This is a genomic window from Halomonas almeriensis (assembly GCF_030409235.1).
Classification (GTDB): Bacteria; Pseudomonadota; Gammaproteobacteria; order Pseudomonadales; family Halomonadaceae; genus Halomonas; species Halomonas almeriensis.
Map to the genome: position 1 here is coordinate 88,759 of NZ_JAUFPO010000006.1, position 18,349 is coordinate 107,107.

Below are 18,349 nucleotides of genomic sequence, written 5' to 3' on the forward strand. Positions count from 1 at the left end.
TACAACTTACGCTGGATGGTGGCGCAGCACCTTGGACTTGTCGGTGACGAAGGCGTCGTACTCGAAGTCGTCGACGCTGAGCATGTCCAGCACCTCCGCCTCGCGCTGACGCATGAAGTTCGCGTCGTCCTCGCTGATCAGGCCGGCTTCCAGTGCTGCGTCGACTTGCTGCTCCGGATGCAATGCCTCGGTGGGGATCTCGCCCTTGGAGTGGGCCTTGCCGACCGTGCGATATAGTGCCTCGGCGTGCTCCTGCGTGGCCAGCAGGGCATTGTAGCGGGCCAGGGGGTTGTCCTGGGGACCGTCGTCGGCGTCCCAGGTATTGGCCGTCAGCTTGTGGCGCAGGGCGCTGTCGCGGGTGATGGCCTGGGCGATCCCGCGTGACAGGTTATCTTCTGGGCGCGACCAGCGACGCCCGCGGGGCATGATGATCAGCCGCAGGGTGCGGCCCAGAGCACGATTGGGCAGGTTGTCGAAGAGCTCGACGAAGGCCTGCTCGGCGCGATTCAGCAGGAAGCGAGCGGCATAGTGCAGCAGGGTGTCCTCGCCCTCCACGCGTTCGCCTTCCTGCCACTGCTTGAGCAGCATACTGGCCAGGTAGAGGTTGGAGAGCACGTCACCGAGGCGTGCGGAGAGCATCTCGCGCTGCTTGAGCTTCGAGCCTAGGCTAGCCATGGCGGCATCCGCGGCCAGACCGAAACCAGCCGAGAGGCGCGCGATGTCCTTCGCGTAGGGCGCGGCGACCTTATCGAAGGGCACGTCCGGCTTGCCGATGCCCATGCCTTGGGTCAGAGCGCGGGCGGCATTGCCCAGAATCAGACCGGCATGATTGAAGAAGGCGCGGTCGAAGGCCTTGATGTCATCGGCGTCCTTGGCGGCCAGCTCCTCGAGCACATACGGATGGCAGCGAATCGCCCCCTGACCGAAGATCATCAGATTGCGCGTCATGATGTTGGCGCCCTCGACGGTGATGGCCACCGGGTTGGCGCTGTAGCCGATACCCAGATAGTTGCGTGGCCCGAGCGTCACTGCCTTGCCGCCATGGATGTCCATGGCATCGGCGAGGATCACGCGCTGAAATTCGGTCAGCTGACTCTTGAGAATCGCCGAGGGCACGGCGGGTTTCTGGCCATAGTCGATGGTGTTGGCGGTCTGGTAGACCGCGGCCTGGGCGATGTAGGCCATGGCGGTCATGCGCGCCAGGGGCTCCTGAACGCCTTCCATTTCGGCGACCGGCACGTTGAACTGACGACGGATGCGCGCGAAGCCGCCGCTCCAGCCGATGGCGTAGCGGGCCGTGCCGGTGGCGCCGGAAGGCAGGGTAATGCAGCGGCCGACTGAGAGGCACTCGACCAGCATCCGCCAGCCCTGACCGATCATTTCCTCGCCGCCGATGATGGTCGACAGCGGCACGAAGACCTTGTTGCCCTTGATCGGGCCGTTGAGGAAGGGGCTGCCGATGGGATGGTGACGGCGGCCGATCTGCATGCCCTCGGTCTCGCGTGGCACCAACGCCAGGGTGATGCCGCGGTCTTCCTCGTCGCCCAGCAGGTGCTCCGGATCGAACAGGCGGAAGGCCAGGCCGACCACGCTGGCGATCGGCGCCAGGGTGATCCAGCGTTTCTCGAAGGTCAGCTCGAGGCCCAGCATCTCTTCGCCATCCACTTCGCGCTTGACCACCACACCGACATCCGGCAGGGAAGTGGCGTCGCTGCCGGCCCTGGGGCCGGTCAGGCCGAAGCAGGGGATCTCGCGGCCATCGGCCAGGCGTGGCAGGTAGTGATCCTTCTGTTCCTGGGTGCCATACTTGAGCAGTAGTTCGCCCGGCCCCAGGGAGTTGGGCACGCCGACGGTGACCATCAGCGTCTCATTGGCCGAGAGCTTCTGCAGGATGGTCGATTGCGCCTTGGCGGAAAAGCCCAGGCCGCCATACTCTTCGGGGATGATCATGCCGAAGAAGCGCTCGCGCTTGAGATAGTCCCAGAGCTCCTGGGGCAGGTCGGCGCGTTCGCGCGCGATGTCCCAGGCATTGCACATACCGGCCGCGACACTGCACTGCTGGTCGACAAAGGCGCGCTCCGCGTCGCTTAGGCCATCATCCTTGAAGTCCAGCAGACGCTGCCAGTCGGGGCGGCCCGAGAAAATCTCGCCGTCCCAGGCCACGCTGCCGGCCTCCAGAGCGGTGTGCTCGGTCTCGGAGACCTTTGGCGCTATCTTTTTGAAGACGGCAAAGAGGCGGGGAGTCAACCAGGCGCCGCGAATGCCGGCCAGGCCACAGGCGGCAATGGCGGCGGTGACGATCAGCAGCAGTATGCCGATCACCGAGGCGCCGGCCGCAACACCGATCAGACCGGTAACGCCGGTGACCGCCAGTGCCGGCAGGGCGCCTGCCTCACGGCGCATCACGATCAGCAAGCCGGCCACGGCCAGCACGAGCAGTATCAAGGTCAACATGAGCATCTCCGAGTGTGAGATAGAGTTCGAACGTATGTTTGAATTCTTGCAGAATAGCCCACTTCCCTGCAACTGACCAGTAGGCCAGTCGGGCCACGAGCAGTTGGCTGCCAACCGCTCGTTTCTCGCTGCTCGTTTCTCGGTCCTGGAGCTGCGGCTGCCAACCGCTCGTTTCTCGCTGCTCGTTTCTCGGTCCTGGAGCTGCGGCTGCCAACCACTCGCTGCTCGTTACGCGTTGCTCGGCGGGCGGGTAGTGTTGCGCATGGGCGTCTTCTGGGCAGGGGCTCCCTGGGCCACGTAATAGGGCGCATCGCTCTTCGGCAGGGCCTCGCGGCCACGGATCTTGTCGGCCATTTTCTCGGCCAGCATGATCGTCGGGGCGTTGAGGTTGCCGGTGGGTATCACCGGGAACAGGGAGGCATCGACGACGCGCAGGCCCTCCAGACCATGCACCCGCCCGGCACCATCGACCACGCTGTCCTCGCCTTCGCCCATGCGACAGCTACCGCACGGGTGGTAGGCGGTCTCGGCGTGCGCCCGGACGAAGGCGTCGAGCTCGGCATCGGATTGAACGTCCGGCCCCGGGGCGATCTCCCGGCCGCGATAGTCGTCGAACGCCGGCTGCTGGATGATTTCTCGGGTCAGGCGAATGGCGTCGCGAAATTCCTGCCAGTCCTTGTCGGTGGACATGTAGTTGAACAGGATGCTGGGCGCCGCCGCCGGATCCCGGGATGTCAGCCGAATGCGGCCCTCGCTCTCGGAGCGCATGGAGCCGACATGTGCCTGGAAACCGTGGGCCTCGACCGCGCTCTTGCCGTTGTAGCTGATGGCGATGGGCAGGAAGTGGTACTGCAGGTTGGGCCATTCCTCCTCGTCGCGACTGCGGATGAAACCGGCGGCCTCGAACTGGTTGCTGGCGCCGACGCCCTTGCCCAGCAGCATCCACTCGGCACCGATCTTCGGCTGGTTCCACCACTTCAGGGCCGGATACAGCGAGATGGGCTGGGTGCACTCGTACTGGATGTACATCTCCAGGTGATCCTGAAGATGGATGCCGACGTTGTCGTTGACAAGCACCGGCTCGATGTCGAACTCATCGAGGACATCCCGCGGGCCGACGCCAGAGCGCTGCAGAATCTGCGGCGAGGCCACGGCTCCGGCACACAGCAGGACTTCAAGACGCGCTCGGACCTGCTGGGTATTGCCCTTGCGGGCGTAACGTACCCCCGTGGCGCGTTTGCCCTCGAAGGTGATGACGTCGGTCATGGCACGGGTCTCGATGGTCAGATTGGGGCGGTCCTTGACCTGGTCGAGGTAGCCGCGTGCCGTGGAGGCGCGGCGGCCATTGGGCGTGACGAAACGGTCCATGGGACCGAAGCCTTCCTGCTGATAGCCGTTGACGTCTTCGGTAGCGGGATACCCGGCCTGTTGGCCGGCCTCGATGAAGGCGTGGTAGAGCGGGTTGTTGCCGGCCTTGGGAGTGGTCACGCTGACCGGTCCATCGCCGCCATGATAGTCATTGGGGCCGATGTCGCGGGTCTCGGCCTTGCGGAAGTAGGGCAGGCAGTCGGCATAGGTCCAGTCTTCCAGGCCGTCGCGCTTGGCCCAGTTGTCATAGTCCAGGGCGTTGCCGCGGATGTAGCACATGCCGTTGATCAGCGAGGAGCCGCCCAAGCCCTTGCCGCGCCCGCACTCCATGCGTCGGCCGTCCATGTGCGGTTCCGGGTCGGTTTCGAAGGCCCAGTTGTAGCGTTTGCCCTGCAGGGGGTAGGCCAGTGCCGCGGGCATCTGGGTGCGGAAGTCGAAGCGGTAGTCGGGGCCGCCGGCCTCGAGCAGCAGGACCTGGACATCCGGGTCTTCGGTCAGGCGCGCGGCCAGGACATTGCCGGCAGAACCGGCGCCGATGATGACATAATCGAATTCACGAATCTGGGACATGGGAGCCTCTCAAGGCTGAAACGGAGGTGGATTTCGGGCGGTGGTTGCCTGGCCCGCTGCGGTTGATCCGTGGACAGGTCTATGAGGGGGCGCTGTGCATCCTTCCCTGGACGCTACCGATGCCCTGCTTGCAGGTCCGGTGCTGGCCATCCATGGCCAGCCCGTTCGGAGCAATGCTCCTCACCCCTGGCATCGGACCCCCTCCACGACCTGTCCCCGGCGCCGCTCTGGCTCGTGGCTCTTGGCTCGAAGCTCGGGGCTGTGACCTAGAACACCGACTCAAAGGGCCCCATTTCCACCTGTACGGACTTGGTCTGGGTATAGTGGCCCAGTGTTTCCAGGCCGTTCTCGCGGCCCACACCGGACTGCTTGTAGCCGCCCACCGGCATCTCGGCAGGGGAATCGCCCCAGGTGTTGATCCAGCAGATGCCCGCCTCGAGGCGGTGAATCACCCGATGGGCGCGATTCAGGCCCTCGGTGAAGACGCCGGCGGCCAAGCCGTAGTGTGTGTCGTTGGCGCGACGAATCACGTCCTCCTCGTCATCGAAGGCCAGAATCGACATCACCGGCCCGAAGATCTCCTCCCGGACGATGCGCATGCTGTCGTCGCAGTCGGTAAAGACGGTGGGCGCCGCCCAGGCTCCGTTGGCCCAGGAGCCCTGATTCCAGGCATCACCACCGGCCAGCACGCGGGCGCCTTCCTGCTTGCCCAGCTCGATGTAGGACAGAACCTTTTCCTGATGTTCAAAGCTGACCAGCGGGCCGAAGTTGACCGTCGGGTTCAGCGGATCACCGGCCTTGATGCGTGCCACGCGCTCGGCGATCTTCGCTTCGAAGGCCTCCTTGATGGAGCTGTCGACGAACACGCGTGTGCCATTGGTGCAGATCTGGCCGCTTGAGTAGAAGTTGGCCATCATGGCGCCATCGGCGGCACGGTCCAGGTCGGCATCGTCGAAGACGATCAGCGGCGACTTGCCGCCGAGCTCCATGGTCACGTCCTTGAGGCTGGAGGCGGCGGATGCCGACATCACCTTCTTGCCGGTGCCCACCTCGCCGGTGAACGACACCTTGTCGATGCCGCCGTGACCGGTGATCAGTTGACCGACGCGGCCATCACCATGTACCACATTGAAGACGCCATCGGGCATGCCGGCTTCGCTGAACACCTCGGCCAGCACCATGGCGGTCAGCGGGGTGACCTCGCTGGGCTTGAAGACCACGGCGTTGCCGGCGGCCAGCGCCGGGGCGGACTTCCAGCAGGCGATCTGGATCGGATAGTTCCAAGCGCCGATGGCCCCGATCACCCCCAGCGGCTCTGGTCGCGTATAGACGAAGGAGGTGTCGCGCAGCGGGATCTGGCTGCCCTCGATGGCGCCGGCCAGGCCGGCGTAGTATTCGAGCACCTCAGTACCGGTGGCGATGTCCACGGCGGAGGTCTCGCTGATCGGCTTGCCGGTATTGCGTGACTCGAGTTCGGCAATGTCGTCGTTGCGCTCGCGCAGCAGCGCCACGGCGCGCGCGAGGATGCGACCCCGCTCGGCACCGGTCATGGCCGCCCAGGTGCGCTGGCCTTGACGGGCCGCCGCAATGGCGCTGTCCACGTCGGCTTCGCTGGCCTGTTGAACCCTGGCCAGCAGGCTGCCGTCGTAGGGATTCACAACCTCGAAGGTCTCACCGGAGGTGGCGTCCACATGAGCGCCGTTGATGTAGAGGGTCTGGGTATCAAGCTGTGTCATGGTGGCTCCTGTCAGGATTCGGCATGAAGAGGGGGGCAAGGCCGTGAGTCGCTGGCTTCGGTGGAGGGCAGCAATTGATCCAGGTAGTCCCGCGCCAGGCGACGCGCCTGCTCGGCATCCAGACCTTCCTGGGTGAGGGCGCCGCGCAGCCAGAGTCCGTCGATCATGGCGGCCAGGGCGCGGGCCGCGTCACGACCTTCCTCGCGTGGCATCAGGCGGCAGAACTGATGGCTCAGGTTGGCGTATAGGCGCCGATCATTGACGTTCTGCAGGCGTTGCAGGCGCGGCTGATGCATGCTGCTGGACCAGAAGGCCAGCCAGGTCTTGGCCACGGGGCCGGTCACCTGGCTGCGATCGAAGTTGCCGTCGATGATGGCTTCCAGGTGGGCACGCGGGGCCCGGCTCGACAACGCCCGGCGCCGGGCCGCGACGCTGGCCCTGAGATCATTGAGAATCTGGCGCATGGTCGCTTCCATCAGGCCGTCCTTGCCGCCGAAATAGTGACTGATGATCCCCGCCGAGACGCCGGCCTGACGGGCAATACGCATCACCGTGGCATCCGCCAGGCCGACATCGTCGATGGCGGCCATGGTGGCCTTGATCAGCTGCTGGCGGCGGATAGGTTCCATTCCAACCTTGGGCACCTTGCTGCCTCCTCTGTGAGTGCTGACCGTTGAGCGGCGAAGCGGTTGTCGCCTTGCAATCTGCTGTACCGCCATGATTACGATAGGGATAGTCTGGCACTTTTTTATTGAATGTTCAATCAATAAAAATAACCAGTCTGGCCGATAGCCCTGCCAGAGGCATTTGTCGCCTCGTCGCGGATAGCACGAGCACAGCGGCCAACGTCCCATCCGGACGTTCGTTCAGACTGTCCACTTTGACAAGGGAGATAGCTCGATGAACAAGATGACCAAGGGTTTGCTGAGTACGACGCTGGTGCTTGCCGCCGCACCTTCGATGGCGGCCGACGAGAGTTGCCAGCCGGTGCGTTTCGCCGAGGTCGGCTGGACCGACATTACCGCGACCACTGCGCTGACGACCCAGGTGCTCGGCGCCATGGGCTACGAGGCACGTATCGATACGGTGTCGGTTCCCATTGCCTACTCGGGCATGAAAAACGGCGACTTCGATGTCTTCCTGGGTAACTGGATGCCCTCCATGGCCTCGATCAGTGACCCCTATGTCGAACGTGGCGAGGTCGAGCGTCTGGGAGCCAACCTGAAAGGGGCCAAGTACACCCTGGCGGTGCCGCAGTATGTACATGATGCCGGCGTGACCTCGGTCGAGGACCTGGCAGCACATGCCGAGCGTTTCGACAGCCAGCTGCATGGCATCGAGGCCGGCAATGATGGCAATGAGCTGATCCAGCAGATGATCGACGACGATGCCTTCGGGCTGGGCGACTGGCAACTGGTCGATTCCAGCGAAGCCGGCATGCTGGCGGAGCTTAGGGCCAGAGTGCCCGATGAAGACTGGATGGTGTTTCTGGGCTGGGAGCCGCACCCCATGAACACCAATTTCGAGATGGCCTACCTCGAGGGAGCGGATGACTACTTTGGCCCGAACCTGGGGGGAGCGACTGTCTACACCAATATCCGCGGCGGCTTCAGCGAGGCCTGTCCCAATGTCGGCAACCTGCTGGATAACCTGCGTTTCACCCTGGAGATGGAGAACCAGTTGATGGGCACCATCATGGAAGAAGGGGTGGAGCCGGGACAGGCGGCACGCGACTACCTCAAGGCCAACCCTGCCGTGCTGGATGACTGGCTCGAGGGCGTGTCCACCCTGCAAGGCGAGCCCGCGCTGCCGGCCGTCAAACAGGCGTTGTCCATCGGGGAGTGAGGCGCAACGCGGGCTTGCCAGGCGGCAGGCCCGCATGCATAATCCTTTTTCGTTTCGGCCAGCCGCCGAAAGGCTACGTAGCTCAGCTGGTTAGAGCACATCACTCATAATGATGGGGTCCCCTGTTCGAATCAGGGCGTAGCCACCAGTCTTGTTCGAATGTCGCCCGATCGGTCCAGCCGCTCGGGCGACGTCGTTTCAGCCCCGGCCCCCGAAACTCCAGGCGAGGACTTGACGTCGGCGAGTCGATCCGTATACTACGTCCCGTGTTCGAGGTCGTTCCCCGATAGCTCAGTTGGTAGAGCAAATGACTGTTAATCATTGGGTCGCAGGTTCGAGTCCTGCTCGGGGAGCCAATCATCTGATTTCGTCAGATGTGAACCCGCGCTGATCACGGCGCATCAGGTTATTCCCCGATAGCTCAGTTGGTAGAGCAAATGACTGTTAATCATTGGGTCGCAGGTTCGAGTCCTGCTCGGGGAGCCACCTACCCCCTTTCTTTCTGCCCGTTCCGGGACAGCATCGTCATCATTCCCCGATAGCTCAGTTGGTAGAGCAAATGACTGTTAATCATTGGGTCGCAGGTTCGAGTCCTGCTCGGGGAGCCATGATGCGCCATGCGTCGCGTCCTTTTGCCGATTGAGACGCTTTTCTCGATTGAGACGCTTTTCTGTTGTTACCAGTTTACTGCCGGGCCACTCCTGCCTGGTCGTCAGCGTGCGCGCGAGTGTCTGACCCCCCGGACTTGTCCCGCTGCCGCCTGACTCCCGAGCCTGCGTTGGTTTGCCGCCACCCATGAAAGAGGGCCGGCCTCGAGGGCCGGCGTCTTCGGGTTAGGCAGCGCCGGTTACGGCTATTGTTGGTGTTCGACGAACTGAATACCGCTATCCAGCCGCGAGTAGTCGAGCAGAATCTGGGCCGACTCGGTGAGCGGGGCGCGCTCGAGTGGCTGGGTATCGTCCTCATCTTCCTGGCTGCGGCTGTCGATCCAGTTGTCCAGCGGCTCCAGGCCGAGGGCCTCGCGGCGACGGTTTTCTAGGGCGAGCTGCTCGTCCTCGCGGGCCTGGGTCTCGCGGCGGCGCTGCTGCTGGTTGAGGCTGACGCTGGTGTGCTGCTCGCGCAGGCGCTCGGCGAGGGTGGAGCGCTCTTCCAGGTAATGAAAGTTGGGGTGCGCCTGGGCACGCTGCTGATGTCGCTGGCGCAGGATGTCGAGGAAGCGACGCGGGTTGCCGTACTGGCGATATTGCACCTTGCGTACGCTGTCCCAGGCCAGGGCGTTGTCCAGGCTGCTTTCGCCGATGGTTTCCGGGTCAACCAGGCTGGGGAACTCGATATCCGGTGCCACTCCGCGATTCTGGGTGCTGTCGCCGGAGATGCGATAGAACTTGGCGCGTGTCAGCTTGATCTGGCCCTCGTTGAGCTCATTGAGCGTCTGGACCGTGCCCTTGCCGAAGGTGTTGCTGCCCACCACCAGGCCACGGCCGTAGTCCTGGATAGCCCCCGCGAAGATTTCCGAGGCGGAGGCCGAGAGGCGGTTGATCAACACTACCAGAGGGCCGTCGTAGAGGCTGCCGCTCTCGGTGTCACCATAGAGGTTAATGCGTCCCCGGGCGTCGCGAACCTGCACCGTCGGCCCGCGATCGATGAACAGGCCGAGCATCGAGTTGGCCTCCTGCAGGGCGCCACCGCCATTGTTGCGCAGATCGAGCACGATGCCCTCGACGTTCTGGTCCCGCAGCTTTCTGACCTCCTTGGCCACGTCCCGGGTGGTGCTGCGGTAGTCGTCTTCTCCGGCCTGCCAGGCGTCGAAGTCGACATAGAAGGCCGGCACCTCGATAACGCCGACGCGATGCATGCCGTCCTCGCGCTCGATTTCCAGGACCTCACTCTGGGCCGCCTGGTCCTCCAGCTTGACGGTGTCCCGGGTGATCTCGATGACCTTCGAGCGGGTCATGTCCATGGCCTGGCCGGGGACGATTTCCAGCTGAACAACGGATCCCTTGGGGCCACGAATCATGTCGACAACTTCATCCAGGCGCATGCCGACCACGTTGACGATTTCCTCGTCTTCCTGGCCCACACCGATGATGCGGTCAGCCGGCTTGAGCACCCCGGCCTTCTCGGCCGGCCCGCCGGGCACCAGGCTGGAGACCTTGACGTACTCGCCATCGGCCTGGAGGAGGGCGCCGATTCCTTCCAGGGAGAGCTTCATCTGGATGTCGAAGTCCTCGCTCTCGCGGGGCGACATGTAATCGGTGTGGGGGTCGATGGTATCGGTCACGGCGGTCATGACCAAGTCGAAGACATCATCGCGCTTGGTCTGGCGTACCCTGCTGAGCTGGCTCTCGTATCGCTCGCGAAGGGTCTCTTCGATGGTCTTTTGGCGGCCGCTCGAGGCATCGTCCTTTTCGCTGCTCCGCGTGTCGTCAGTGTCCTCTCGTGCTTCGGCATCCTGGCGGTTGATGGTCAGTTGCAGGGCGGCATTCTTCAGGCGCTTGGTCCACAAGGTGTCGAGCTCGTCCTGATGGGTGGCCCAGGGCGTGTCGGCCCGGTCGAGCGCCAGACGCTGATTGCCCTCGAAGCTGAAGTCCAGGCCCTGGTCGAGACGTTCCAGCAGCCACTCCAGGCGTGCCTCGACGCGTTGCTGATAGCGCTCGTGGAGATCGAAGGCGGCGTCTAGCTCGCCCTCCAGCACGGCCTCGTCCAGGCCGGTGCGCAGTCCCTTGAAGTCCTCGACATCGCTGCGTAGCAGATAGGCGCGTTGGCCATCCAGGACGTCCAGGTAGCCCTGAAAGGCCTGCCTCGACCAGGCGTCGTCAAGCTGAACTTCCGAGTAGTGGCTATTGAGCAGGGAGTCGGCGACTTCCTCGGCGGTCTGGCGTTGAGCATCGCTGGGCGAGAGCTCGGCCAGGGCCGGCGCGGTGACCAGCAGCATGGCCAGGGCCGATAGGCGCCCCGGGTTGGCAAACAGGCTCATCGATGATGGACTCCCCGAATCATGTACACTCTGTCTATTCGGATGGTGACTCGGCGGTCGAGTCAATAGACTGAGCGAGCATTGTAGCAGCTACGACGAGATGCCAAGACCCCCTGCCGGGATTCTCTTGAATCGTCCGCCACTTTCTGCATTGATCCGCCCTGAATACCCATTAAGAGGACCTTATGTCCCAGCATGATCGTCTGGCGCGCTTGTTTGACTTTCTGCAGCGCTCGCCGACCCCCTGGCACGCCACCGCCAATATGGCCGAGCGTTTGGAAGACGCCGGTTACCGGCGACTGGATGAAACGGCCGCCTGGCAACTGACGCCCGGCGAGCGTGTCTACATCACGCGCAATGATTCTTCCCTGGTGGCCCTGCAACTGCCGCAAGGCCGGCTGGATGCCCTGCGCATGATCGGGGCTCACACCGACAGCCCAGGACTGCGTCTCAAACCGCATGCTCCGCAGGTTGGCGCCGGCTGGCTGCAGCTGGGGGTCGAGGTCTATGGCGGGGCCTTGCTGGCCCCCTGGTTCGATCGCGACCTGGGGCTGGCCGGGCGTGTCCAGGTGCGACATGCCGATGGCCGGCTGGAAGGAGTTCTGTTGCACCTGGACCGCCCTCTGGCCATCGTGCCAAGCTTGGCGATTCACCTGGACCGCGAAGCCAACAATGGTCGCTCCATCAATCCGCAGACCGAAATGCCACCAGTGCTCCTGCAGGGTGGCGAGGATGCCGACCTGGATCGACTGCTGCGTCGCTGGGTTGCCGAACAGCACGGGCTGGAGGGCGTCGAGATCGTTGATTTCGAGCTGGCCCTGCATGACGTTCAGCCACCGTCTCGCGTCGGCGTCGATGGCGAATTGATCGCCAGTGCGCGCCTCGACAATCTACTGTCGTGCTTCATCGGGCTTGAAGCCCTGCTTCAGAGCGATGGTCGCCAGGGGGCCGTGCTGGTCGCCAATGATCACGAAGAGGTCGGCAGTGCCAGTGCCTGCGGTGCCCAGGGCCCCTTCCTCGGCGATGTGCTCAAGCGGGTCAACGCCTCGCTGGGTGAGCCGGGGGATGAGGGCTTCATCCGCCTGGTTCAGTCCTCGCGGATGATCTCCTGTGACAACGCCCATGCCCTGCACCCGAACTTCCGCGACAAGCATGACGCGGCTCATGGCCCGGCCATCAACGGCGGCCCGGTGATCAAGGTCAATGCCAACCAGCGTTATGCCACCAACAGTGCCACGTCGGCCATGTTCCGTGAGCTTTGCCGTCAGGCTGATGTTCCGGTGCAGACCTTCGTCACGCGTGCCGACATGGGCTGTGGCAGCACCATCGGGCCGATCACGGCCACCGAGCTTGGTGTGCCGACCCTGGACGTTGGCGTGCCGCAATGGGCCATGCACTCGATTCGCGAAACGGCCGGTGCCAGGGACGTTGAACACTTGACCCGGGTGCTGACCGCCTTCTTCGAGCGGGAGGAGCTGTAAGCGCGCGAGTGGCGAGATAGCGAGAAACGAGCTGTGAGAAACGAGTACCGAGCTGCGAGATACGAGTAACGAGCTGTTGGCAGCCAGCTCGGGGTTTGTGGCTCATGTTCGGCACTTGCTGCTCGAGGCTCAAAACGAGCTGCGAGAAACGAGTAACGAGCTGTTGGTAGCCAGCTCGGGGGCTCATGTTCGGCACTTGCTACCCGCAGCTCGCAGCTCGAAACTCGCATCTCGAAACTCGTGGCGAGAAACGCAAAAAGCCCGCCGGGCGAACCAGGCGGGCTTTTCGGTGTTCTGGTGGCTACGCCCTGATTCGAACAGGGGACCCCATCATTATGAGTGATGTGCTCTAACCAGCTGAGCTACGTAGCCGACAACGGGAGCGAATAATACGGATTTCTCCGGGGCTCGTCAAGGCCTTGTGTCCAGGCTCCTGTCTTCAGACGTCATGGCTAGACGTTGAAGCGGAAGTGGATCACATCGCCGTCATGGACGATGTAGTCCTTGCCTTCCAGGCGCCACTTGCCGGCATCCTTGGCGCCCTGTTCGCCGCCCAGGCTGACATAGTCGTCATAGGCGATGACTTCGGCGCGGATGAAGCCCTTCTGGAAGTCGGTGTGGATGGCTCCGGCCCCTTCGGGCGCGGTCGCGCCGACCTTGACCGTCCAGGCGCGAACTTCCTTCACGCCGGCGGTGAAGTAGGTCTGCAGGCCGAGGAGGGCATAACCGGCCCGGATCACGCGATCCAGACCGGGTTCCGCCATGCCCATTTCGTCGAGGAACATGGCGCGTTCCTCGTCATCGAGCTCGGCGATTTCGGCTTCGATCTGGTTGCAGACCGGCACCACAACGGCGCCTTCTTCCTCGGCGATGGCCCTGACGGTATCCAGGTAGGGGTTGTCCTCGAAGCCGTCCTCGTTGACGTTGGCGATGTACATCGTCGGCTTGAGCGTCAGCAGACCATAGCTCTTGAGCTGGTGCTTTTCGTCATCATTCAGGCCGAAGCTGCGCAGTGGCTGGCCTTCGGCCAGGTGCGGGTGGATGCGGTCGAGGATGGCCTTGGTGGCCATGGCGTCCTTGTCGCCGCCCTTGGCGACACGGGCCAGCCGCTGACTGGCGCGCTCGACGGTGTCCAGGTCAGCCAGTGCAAGCTCCAGGTTGATGGTTTCGATATCGGCCTTCGGATCCACTTCGTTGGCGACGTGGATGACGTTGTCGTTCTCGAAGCAGCGCACTACATGGGCGATCGCCTGGGTCTCGCGGATATTGGCCAGGAACTGGTTGCCGAGGCCCTCACCCTTGGAGGCGCCGGCGACCAGGCCGGCGATATCGACGAACTCCATGGTGGTGGGAATCACCTTCTCGGGCTGGACCATGCTCGCCAGCTTGTCGAGACGCGGATCGGGCATCGGCACGATGCCCACATTGGGTTCGATGGTGCAGAACGGAAAGTTTTCGGCGTCGATGCCGGACTTGGTCAGGGCATTGAAGAGGGTCGACTTGCCGACATTGGGCAGACCGACGATACCGCAGTTGAAACCCATGGGAGCATCCTGGAAAGGTGTTCGAAAATATAATGGCCGGTATTCTACAGTGGCTACGAGCTACGAGCTACGAGCTACGAGCTACGAGCTACGAGCTACGAGCTACGAGCTACGAGCTACTCGCGTCTCGTAGCTCGTGGCTCGCCGCTCGTCCGTTATGCTGACTGGAAGCTGTGCAACCGCTGCATGGCGCGGTGCCATTCGCCGTTGATGGCGTCGGGCAGAGTGGCGTGGCATTCGCTGATGGCGTCGTCGATGGCCTGGCGTTCCTGCTTGCCGGGGCGGTTGAGCACGTACTGGGTCACCTGGCTGGCGTGGCCGGGGTGGCCGATGCCGATGCGGGCGCGTTGAAAGGTATTGGCGTTACCCAGGGCACGGATGATGTCGCGCAGGCCGTTGTGCCCGCCATGACCGCCGCCCTGTTTGTAGCGGGCGCAGCCCGGCGCCAGGTCGAGTTCATCGTGGGCGACGAGGATTTCCTCGGGCGCCAGCTTGAAAAAGTTGGCGAGGGCGGCCACGGCGCCCCCGGAGCGGTTCATGTAGGTGGTCGGGACCAGCAGGTGCAGATCTTGCCCATCGACCATGGCCTTGGCATAGAGCCCGAGAAACTTCCTGTCCGCTCGCAGGCTGGCGCCCGTTTCCCGGGCCACGCTCTCGGCCAGCCAGGCGCCGGCATTATGGCGCGTGGCAGCATACTTCTCGCCCGGGTTGGCGAGCCCGATCAGGGCCTTGATACGTGCCATGCTGGGTCTCCGTCAAAATCCTGTAACACGAAGGTCAGGTCGGCTTTGCGCGCCACCCGCGGAACAGAGGGCGGGCAAAGTCGACGTGGGGCCAATCGTCGGCGGGGCAAACGAAAGGGGCCACCGAAGTGGCCCCAGGAGGTCGACAAGCGATTATTCCTTGTTGTCTTCTTCCTCGTCGTCGCCCTTGTCACCTTCCTCGGCCTGGTCGTTTCCACCCGCCTCGGTGGTGTCTTCGGCTTCCTCGTCTTCCTCGGCCTGCATTTCCTTGGCCTTGGTCAGGTTGACGATGGCCTGGTCGTGGTCTTCGCCGTGCGACAGCTCGACCAGGGTCACGCCGGCCGGTACCTGAATATCGGAGAGGTGCAGGGTAGAGCCGATCTCGAGCTCGGCGATGTTGACCTCGAGGTAGTCGGGCAGGTCCTTCGGCAGGCAGCTGATCTCGACGTCATTGGCCAGCTGGTGCGGTTCGCCATCCTGCTCCTTGATGGCCGTGGATTCATCCTGGCCGACCACGTGCAGCGGAACACGCATGCTGATTTCGTGAGTGGCATCGACGCGCATGAAGTCGGCGTGCGTTACCAGCGGCTTGTAGGGGTGGCGCTGGAGGTCACGGACGACGACCTGCTGGGACTTGCCTTCAACTTCCAGGTTGATCAGGGAAGAGAAAAAGGCTTCTTCCTCGATCGACTTGTAGAAGATGGTCTTGTCGACGGCGATGGCCTGCGGTGCCTGCTCGCCACCATAGATGATGGCAGGCACTTGTTCGTTCGCACGACGCAGGCGGCGGCTCGCACCTTTCCCCAGGTCGTGGCGAACGCTGGCGGTGAGGGTATATTCGGACATGATGTTGCCTCTTGCTGAAAGATAACAAGAACGCCAGGGATCGCGACCAATCCCTGACGCTCTCAGGTGCCCCGTGGGGCGCTTTCCGGCGTCATGCTGACTGAGGTTTGGCTCAGTGGAACATGGCGCTGACGGATTCCTCGTTGCTGACACGGCGGATCGCTTCGGCGATCAGGCCGGCCACGCTGAGCTGACGAATCTTGCCGCTGCGGCGGGCGTGTTCGGACAGCGGGATGGTATCGGCGACCACGACTTCGTCGAGCACCGAGCCACTGATGTTGTCGACCGCCGGGCCGGATAGGATGGGGTGGGTGGCATAGGCCACCACACGGCAGGCGCCGTGATCCTTGAGCGCTTCACCGGCCTTGCAGAGTGTCCCGGCGGTATCGATCATGTCGTCCACGACCACACAGGTGCGGTCCTGGATTTCGCCGATGATGTGCATCACCTGGGCCTGGTTGGCTTGCGGGCGGCGCTTGTCGATGATGGCCAGATCGGCGTTGAGTTGCTTGGCGATGGCGCGGGCTCTCACCACGCCGCCGACATCCGGTGACACCACGACCAGATTTTCGTAGTTCTGACGTTCGATGTCGTCGAGCAGAATCGGTGAGCCATAGACGTTATCCACCGGCACGTCGAAGAAGCCCTGAATCTGATCGGCATGCAGGTCCATGGTCATCACGCGGTCGACGCCGGCCTTGACCATCATGTCGGCCACGATCTTGGCCGAGATAGGCACGCGGGCGGAGCGTACACGACGGTCCTGGCGGGCATAACCGAAGTAGGGTACCACGGCCGTAACCCTGGCCGCCGATGCGCGGCGCAGGGAATCCACCATCAGGATGAGTTCCATCAGGTTGTCATTGGTCGGTTCGCAGGTTGGCTGCAGGATGAAAACATCCTTGCCGCGCACGTTCTCGTTGATCTCGACCGCGACTTCGCCGTCACTGAATTGTCCGACCGTGGCATGACCCAGGCGGTTATCCAGGCTCTCGGCGACCTTCTGGGCGAGCTCGGGGTTGGCATTCCCGGCGAAAACCATCAAATTTGACACGCGCAGCCACCTTTGCAGTGTTAGGGCTTCAATGTTCGGATTGCCTTGATCTGTCGGCTGACATTGGCTGGGGTAGCAGGATTCGAACCTGCGCATGCTGATACCAAAAACCAGTGCCTTACCACTTGGCGATACCCCAGCGATTTGCCATGCCGGATCGAGATTGGCGTCCGTGTGGACGCTCAGCGATCCAGAGCATCCTGCAAGGGAGAGCGGTTGACACCGCGTGCCACGAAAGCCTGCCATGCCACGGGCAGTTCCCGTGCCAGGGATGCCGCCTCTGCCTGGCTTTCCAGACGGGCAAAGACGCAGGCCCCGGTGCCGGTCAGCATTGTCGGGGCCCTTGAGCCCAGCCAATCCAGTGCCGCGTCGACAGCAGGATACAGCCTTCTGACCGTGGCTTCGCAGTCATTGCGCCAGCCTGATGCTCCCCCTTGGAGGGCGCGCGTAATGGTAATGGGGGGGGTGTCGCGTGTCAATTCCGGGTCCTTGAACACCGTCGGCGTCGAGACATTCACACCGGGGTGAATCACCAGGAACCAGGGGGTGTCCAGCTCGACCCGGGTCAACTGCTCGCCGATGCCTTCGGCCCAGGCCGCATGTCCGTGCACGAAGACCGGAACATCGGCACCCAGTTCGAGGCCGATCTCGGCCAGTTCCGGTGTCCTCAGGCCGAGTCGCCAGAGTCGGTTGAGGCCATGCAGGGTGGTGGCGGCATCACTGCTGCCGCCACCGAGTCCGCCGCCCATGGGCAATGTCTTATGCAGCCGGATTCTGGCGCCGCAGGACGTCCCGCTCCGTTGCTGCAGCCGTCGGGCGGCGCGCAGCACCAGGTTGTCGTCATCGGCCATCTCCGCCAGCGGGGAGTCGAGCTCCAGTCGTTCGTCGCTGCTCTCGCGGAATGTCAGGGTGTCGCCATGATCCAGGAACTGGAAGAGGGTCTGCAGCAGGTGGTAGCCGTCGTCACGACGGCCGGTGATATGCAGCAGGCGGTTGAGCTTGGCGGGAGCCGGCAGGGTCAGCCGGGATGGGTCAGTCATCGTCGTTAAATTCCGGCTGCCAGCGTGTCACCACCAGGGTGACGTCGAGGTTGTCATAGGTCATCTTCAGGCGGCGTGGCAACCAGAGCTCGCCGACACGCGCCCAGGCACGATAGTCGATGGTCCAGCCGTCCTGCTTCAGCAGGGTCGGAAAACCCAGCGAATCCTTCTGCATCTCGTGCGCTCGGTCGGCGGGCTTGCCCCTGACCCAGTCGGTCAGGGCGGATACCGGCAGCGACCAGCCCAGTTCCTGCTGCATCAGCGCCTGGGGGCTCTCGGCCTCGGCACGGCCCTCGCCCGTGGTCAGGGAAACGCGTCCCTCGCGGCCTTCCAGCACACTGCGCCCGGTTCCGAAGGGGCCGCTGAGTAGAATGCGGAAGTAGTGAGGGGTCTGCAGCCAGTCGAGATTGGCACTGGTGGAGTCCTGCGGTGTGCGCAGCCCCGCCTTGCCTTGCAGGTCCCAGCCTTGCAGCTGGCCCAGCCGGGATTGCTGGGCCTGCCACTGGCCCTCGCTACGTGACATTTCACCGGTAGTGGCTGTCTGGCCGGCACAGCCGGCGAGCAGCCCGAGCGCCAAGGTCATGCCACCCAGGCGCAACGTGAGGGAAGATCGCATGATGATGTCCTTTGTGTCGGTAGGCAGGCGGCGCTGGCCCTGATCGGCTCTCGGGCGCGGGGTACATGCGGAGCC

Annotated in this window: 13 protein-coding genes and 6 tRNA genes; 6 read left to right on the forward strand and 13 right to left on the reverse strand. The window is 63.6% G+C overall.

The window, feature by feature from the left end:
* Positions 1-6 precede the first annotated feature (6 nt).
* The 4 genes from QWY74_RS04325 to betI all read right to left on the reverse strand — a co-directional run bounded on the left by QWY74_RS04325 (position 7) and on the right by betI (position 6,757).
* Positions 7-2,454, reverse strand: coding sequence for an acyl-CoA dehydrogenase (locus QWY74_RS04325; protein ID WP_264825477.1), 2,448 nt, complete (start codon positions 2,452-2,454; stop codon positions 7-9).
* Between the two features lie 228 nt (positions 2,455-2,682).
* Positions 2,683-4,392 carry a choline dehydrogenase gene (gene betA, locus QWY74_RS04330; protein ID WP_264825478.1) on the reverse strand — a complete coding sequence of 570 codons (1,710 nt, stop codon included), beginning with the start codon at positions 4,390-4,392 and terminating at the stop codon, positions 2,683-2,685.
* A 266-nt stretch (positions 4,393-4,658) separates the two neighbouring features.
* The gene (betB, locus tag QWY74_RS04335) at positions 4,659-6,128 is read right to left on the reverse strand and encodes a betaine-aldehyde dehydrogenase (protein ID WP_264825481.1); all 1,470 of its coding nucleotides are present in this window, start codon (positions 6,126-6,128) and stop codon (positions 4,659-4,661) included.
* An 11-nt stretch (positions 6,129-6,139) separates the two neighbouring features.
* The gene (gene betI, locus QWY74_RS04340; RefSeq protein ID WP_435389121.1) at positions 6,140-6,757 is read right to left on the reverse strand and encodes a transcriptional regulator BetI; all 618 of its coding nucleotides are present in this window, start codon (positions 6,755-6,757) and stop codon (positions 6,140-6,142) included.
* A 271-nt stretch (positions 6,758-7,028) separates the two neighbouring features.
* On the opposite strand from betI, the gene QWY74_RS04345 reads away from it, so the two are divergent.
* The 5 genes from QWY74_RS04345 to QWY74_RS04365 all read left to right on the forward strand — a co-directional run bounded on the left by QWY74_RS04345 (position 7,029) and on the right by QWY74_RS04365 (position 8,581).
* Positions 7,029-7,973 carry a choline ABC transporter substrate-binding protein gene (locus tag QWY74_RS04345; protein WP_264825483.1) on the forward strand — a complete coding sequence of 315 codons (945 nt, stop codon included), beginning with the start codon at positions 7,029-7,031 and terminating at the stop codon, positions 7,971-7,973.
* A 71-nt stretch (positions 7,974-8,044) separates the two neighbouring features.
* Positions 8,045-8,121: transfer RNA gene (locus QWY74_RS04350), tRNA-Met, on the forward strand.
* 132 nt (positions 8,122-8,253) lie between these two features.
* A tRNA-Asn gene (locus tag QWY74_RS04355) sits at positions 8,254-8,329 on the forward strand.
* A gap of 54 nt (positions 8,330-8,383) precedes the next feature.
* Positions 8,384-8,459: transfer RNA gene (locus QWY74_RS04360), tRNA-Asn, on the forward strand.
* A 46-nt stretch (positions 8,460-8,505) separates the two neighbouring features.
* Positions 8,506-8,581, forward strand: a tRNA-Asn gene (locus QWY74_RS04365).
* A 245-nt stretch (positions 8,582-8,826) separates the two neighbouring features.
* Here the strand turns inward: QWY74_RS04365 and QWY74_RS04370 are convergent.
* A complete protein-coding gene (locus QWY74_RS04370) occupies positions 8,827-10,950 on the reverse strand; it encodes a carboxy terminal-processing peptidase (protein ID WP_264825485.1) in 2,124 nt (707 codons plus the stop codon).
* A gap of 185 nt (positions 10,951-11,135) precedes the next feature.
* On the opposite strand from QWY74_RS04370, the gene QWY74_RS04375 reads away from it, so the two are divergent.
* A complete protein-coding gene (locus tag QWY74_RS04375) occupies positions 11,136-12,431 on the forward strand; it encodes a M18 family aminopeptidase (RefSeq protein ID WP_264825486.1) in 1,296 nt (431 codons plus the stop codon).
* A 295-nt stretch (positions 12,432-12,726) separates the two neighbouring features.
* Here QWY74_RS04375 and QWY74_RS04380 read toward each other — a convergent pair.
* From QWY74_RS04380 to lolB, 8 genes are all read right to left on the reverse strand, one after another.
* Positions 12,727-12,803 (reverse strand) — tRNA-Met (locus QWY74_RS04380).
* 80 nt (positions 12,804-12,883) lie between these two features.
* Positions 12,884-13,975: a redox-regulated ATPase YchF gene (gene ychF, locus QWY74_RS04385; RefSeq protein WP_290313857.1), complete on the reverse strand. Its 1,092-nt coding sequence runs from the start codon at positions 13,973-13,975 to the stop codon at positions 12,884-12,886.
* Positions 13,976-14,130: 155 nt separating this feature from the next.
* The gene (gene pth, locus QWY74_RS04390; protein WP_264825488.1) at positions 14,131-14,718 is read right to left on the reverse strand and encodes an aminoacyl-tRNA hydrolase; all 588 of its coding nucleotides are present in this window, start codon (positions 14,716-14,718) and stop codon (positions 14,131-14,133) included.
* Between the two features lie 153 nt (positions 14,719-14,871).
* Positions 14,872-15,564 carry a 50S ribosomal protein L25/general stress protein Ctc gene (locus tag QWY74_RS04395; RefSeq protein WP_264825489.1) on the reverse strand — a complete coding sequence of 231 codons (693 nt, stop codon included), beginning with the start codon at positions 15,562-15,564 and terminating at the stop codon, positions 14,872-14,874.
* Positions 15,565-15,676: 112 nt separating this feature from the next.
* Complete coding sequence (locus QWY74_RS04400) at positions 15,677-16,618, reverse strand: ribose-phosphate pyrophosphokinase (protein ID WP_264825490.1); 942 nt, start codon at positions 16,616-16,618, stop codon at positions 15,677-15,679.
* Positions 16,619-16,682: 64 nt separating this feature from the next.
* Positions 16,683-16,757: transfer RNA gene (locus QWY74_RS04405), tRNA-Gln, on the reverse strand.
* Positions 16,758-16,800: 43 nt separating this feature from the next.
* A complete protein-coding gene (gene ispE, locus QWY74_RS04410) occupies positions 16,801-17,658 on the reverse strand; it encodes a 4-(cytidine 5'-diphospho)-2-C-methyl-D-erythritol kinase (RefSeq protein ID WP_264825492.1) in 858 nt (285 codons plus the stop codon).
* Positions 17,651-18,274: a lipoprotein insertase outer membrane protein LolB gene (gene lolB / locus QWY74_RS04415; RefSeq protein ID WP_290313859.1), complete on the reverse strand. Its 624-nt coding sequence runs from the start codon at positions 18,272-18,274 to the stop codon at positions 17,651-17,653. The genes ispE and lolB overlap by 8 nt, the downstream gene beginning before the upstream one ends.
* Positions 18,275-18,349 lie beyond the last annotated feature (75 nt).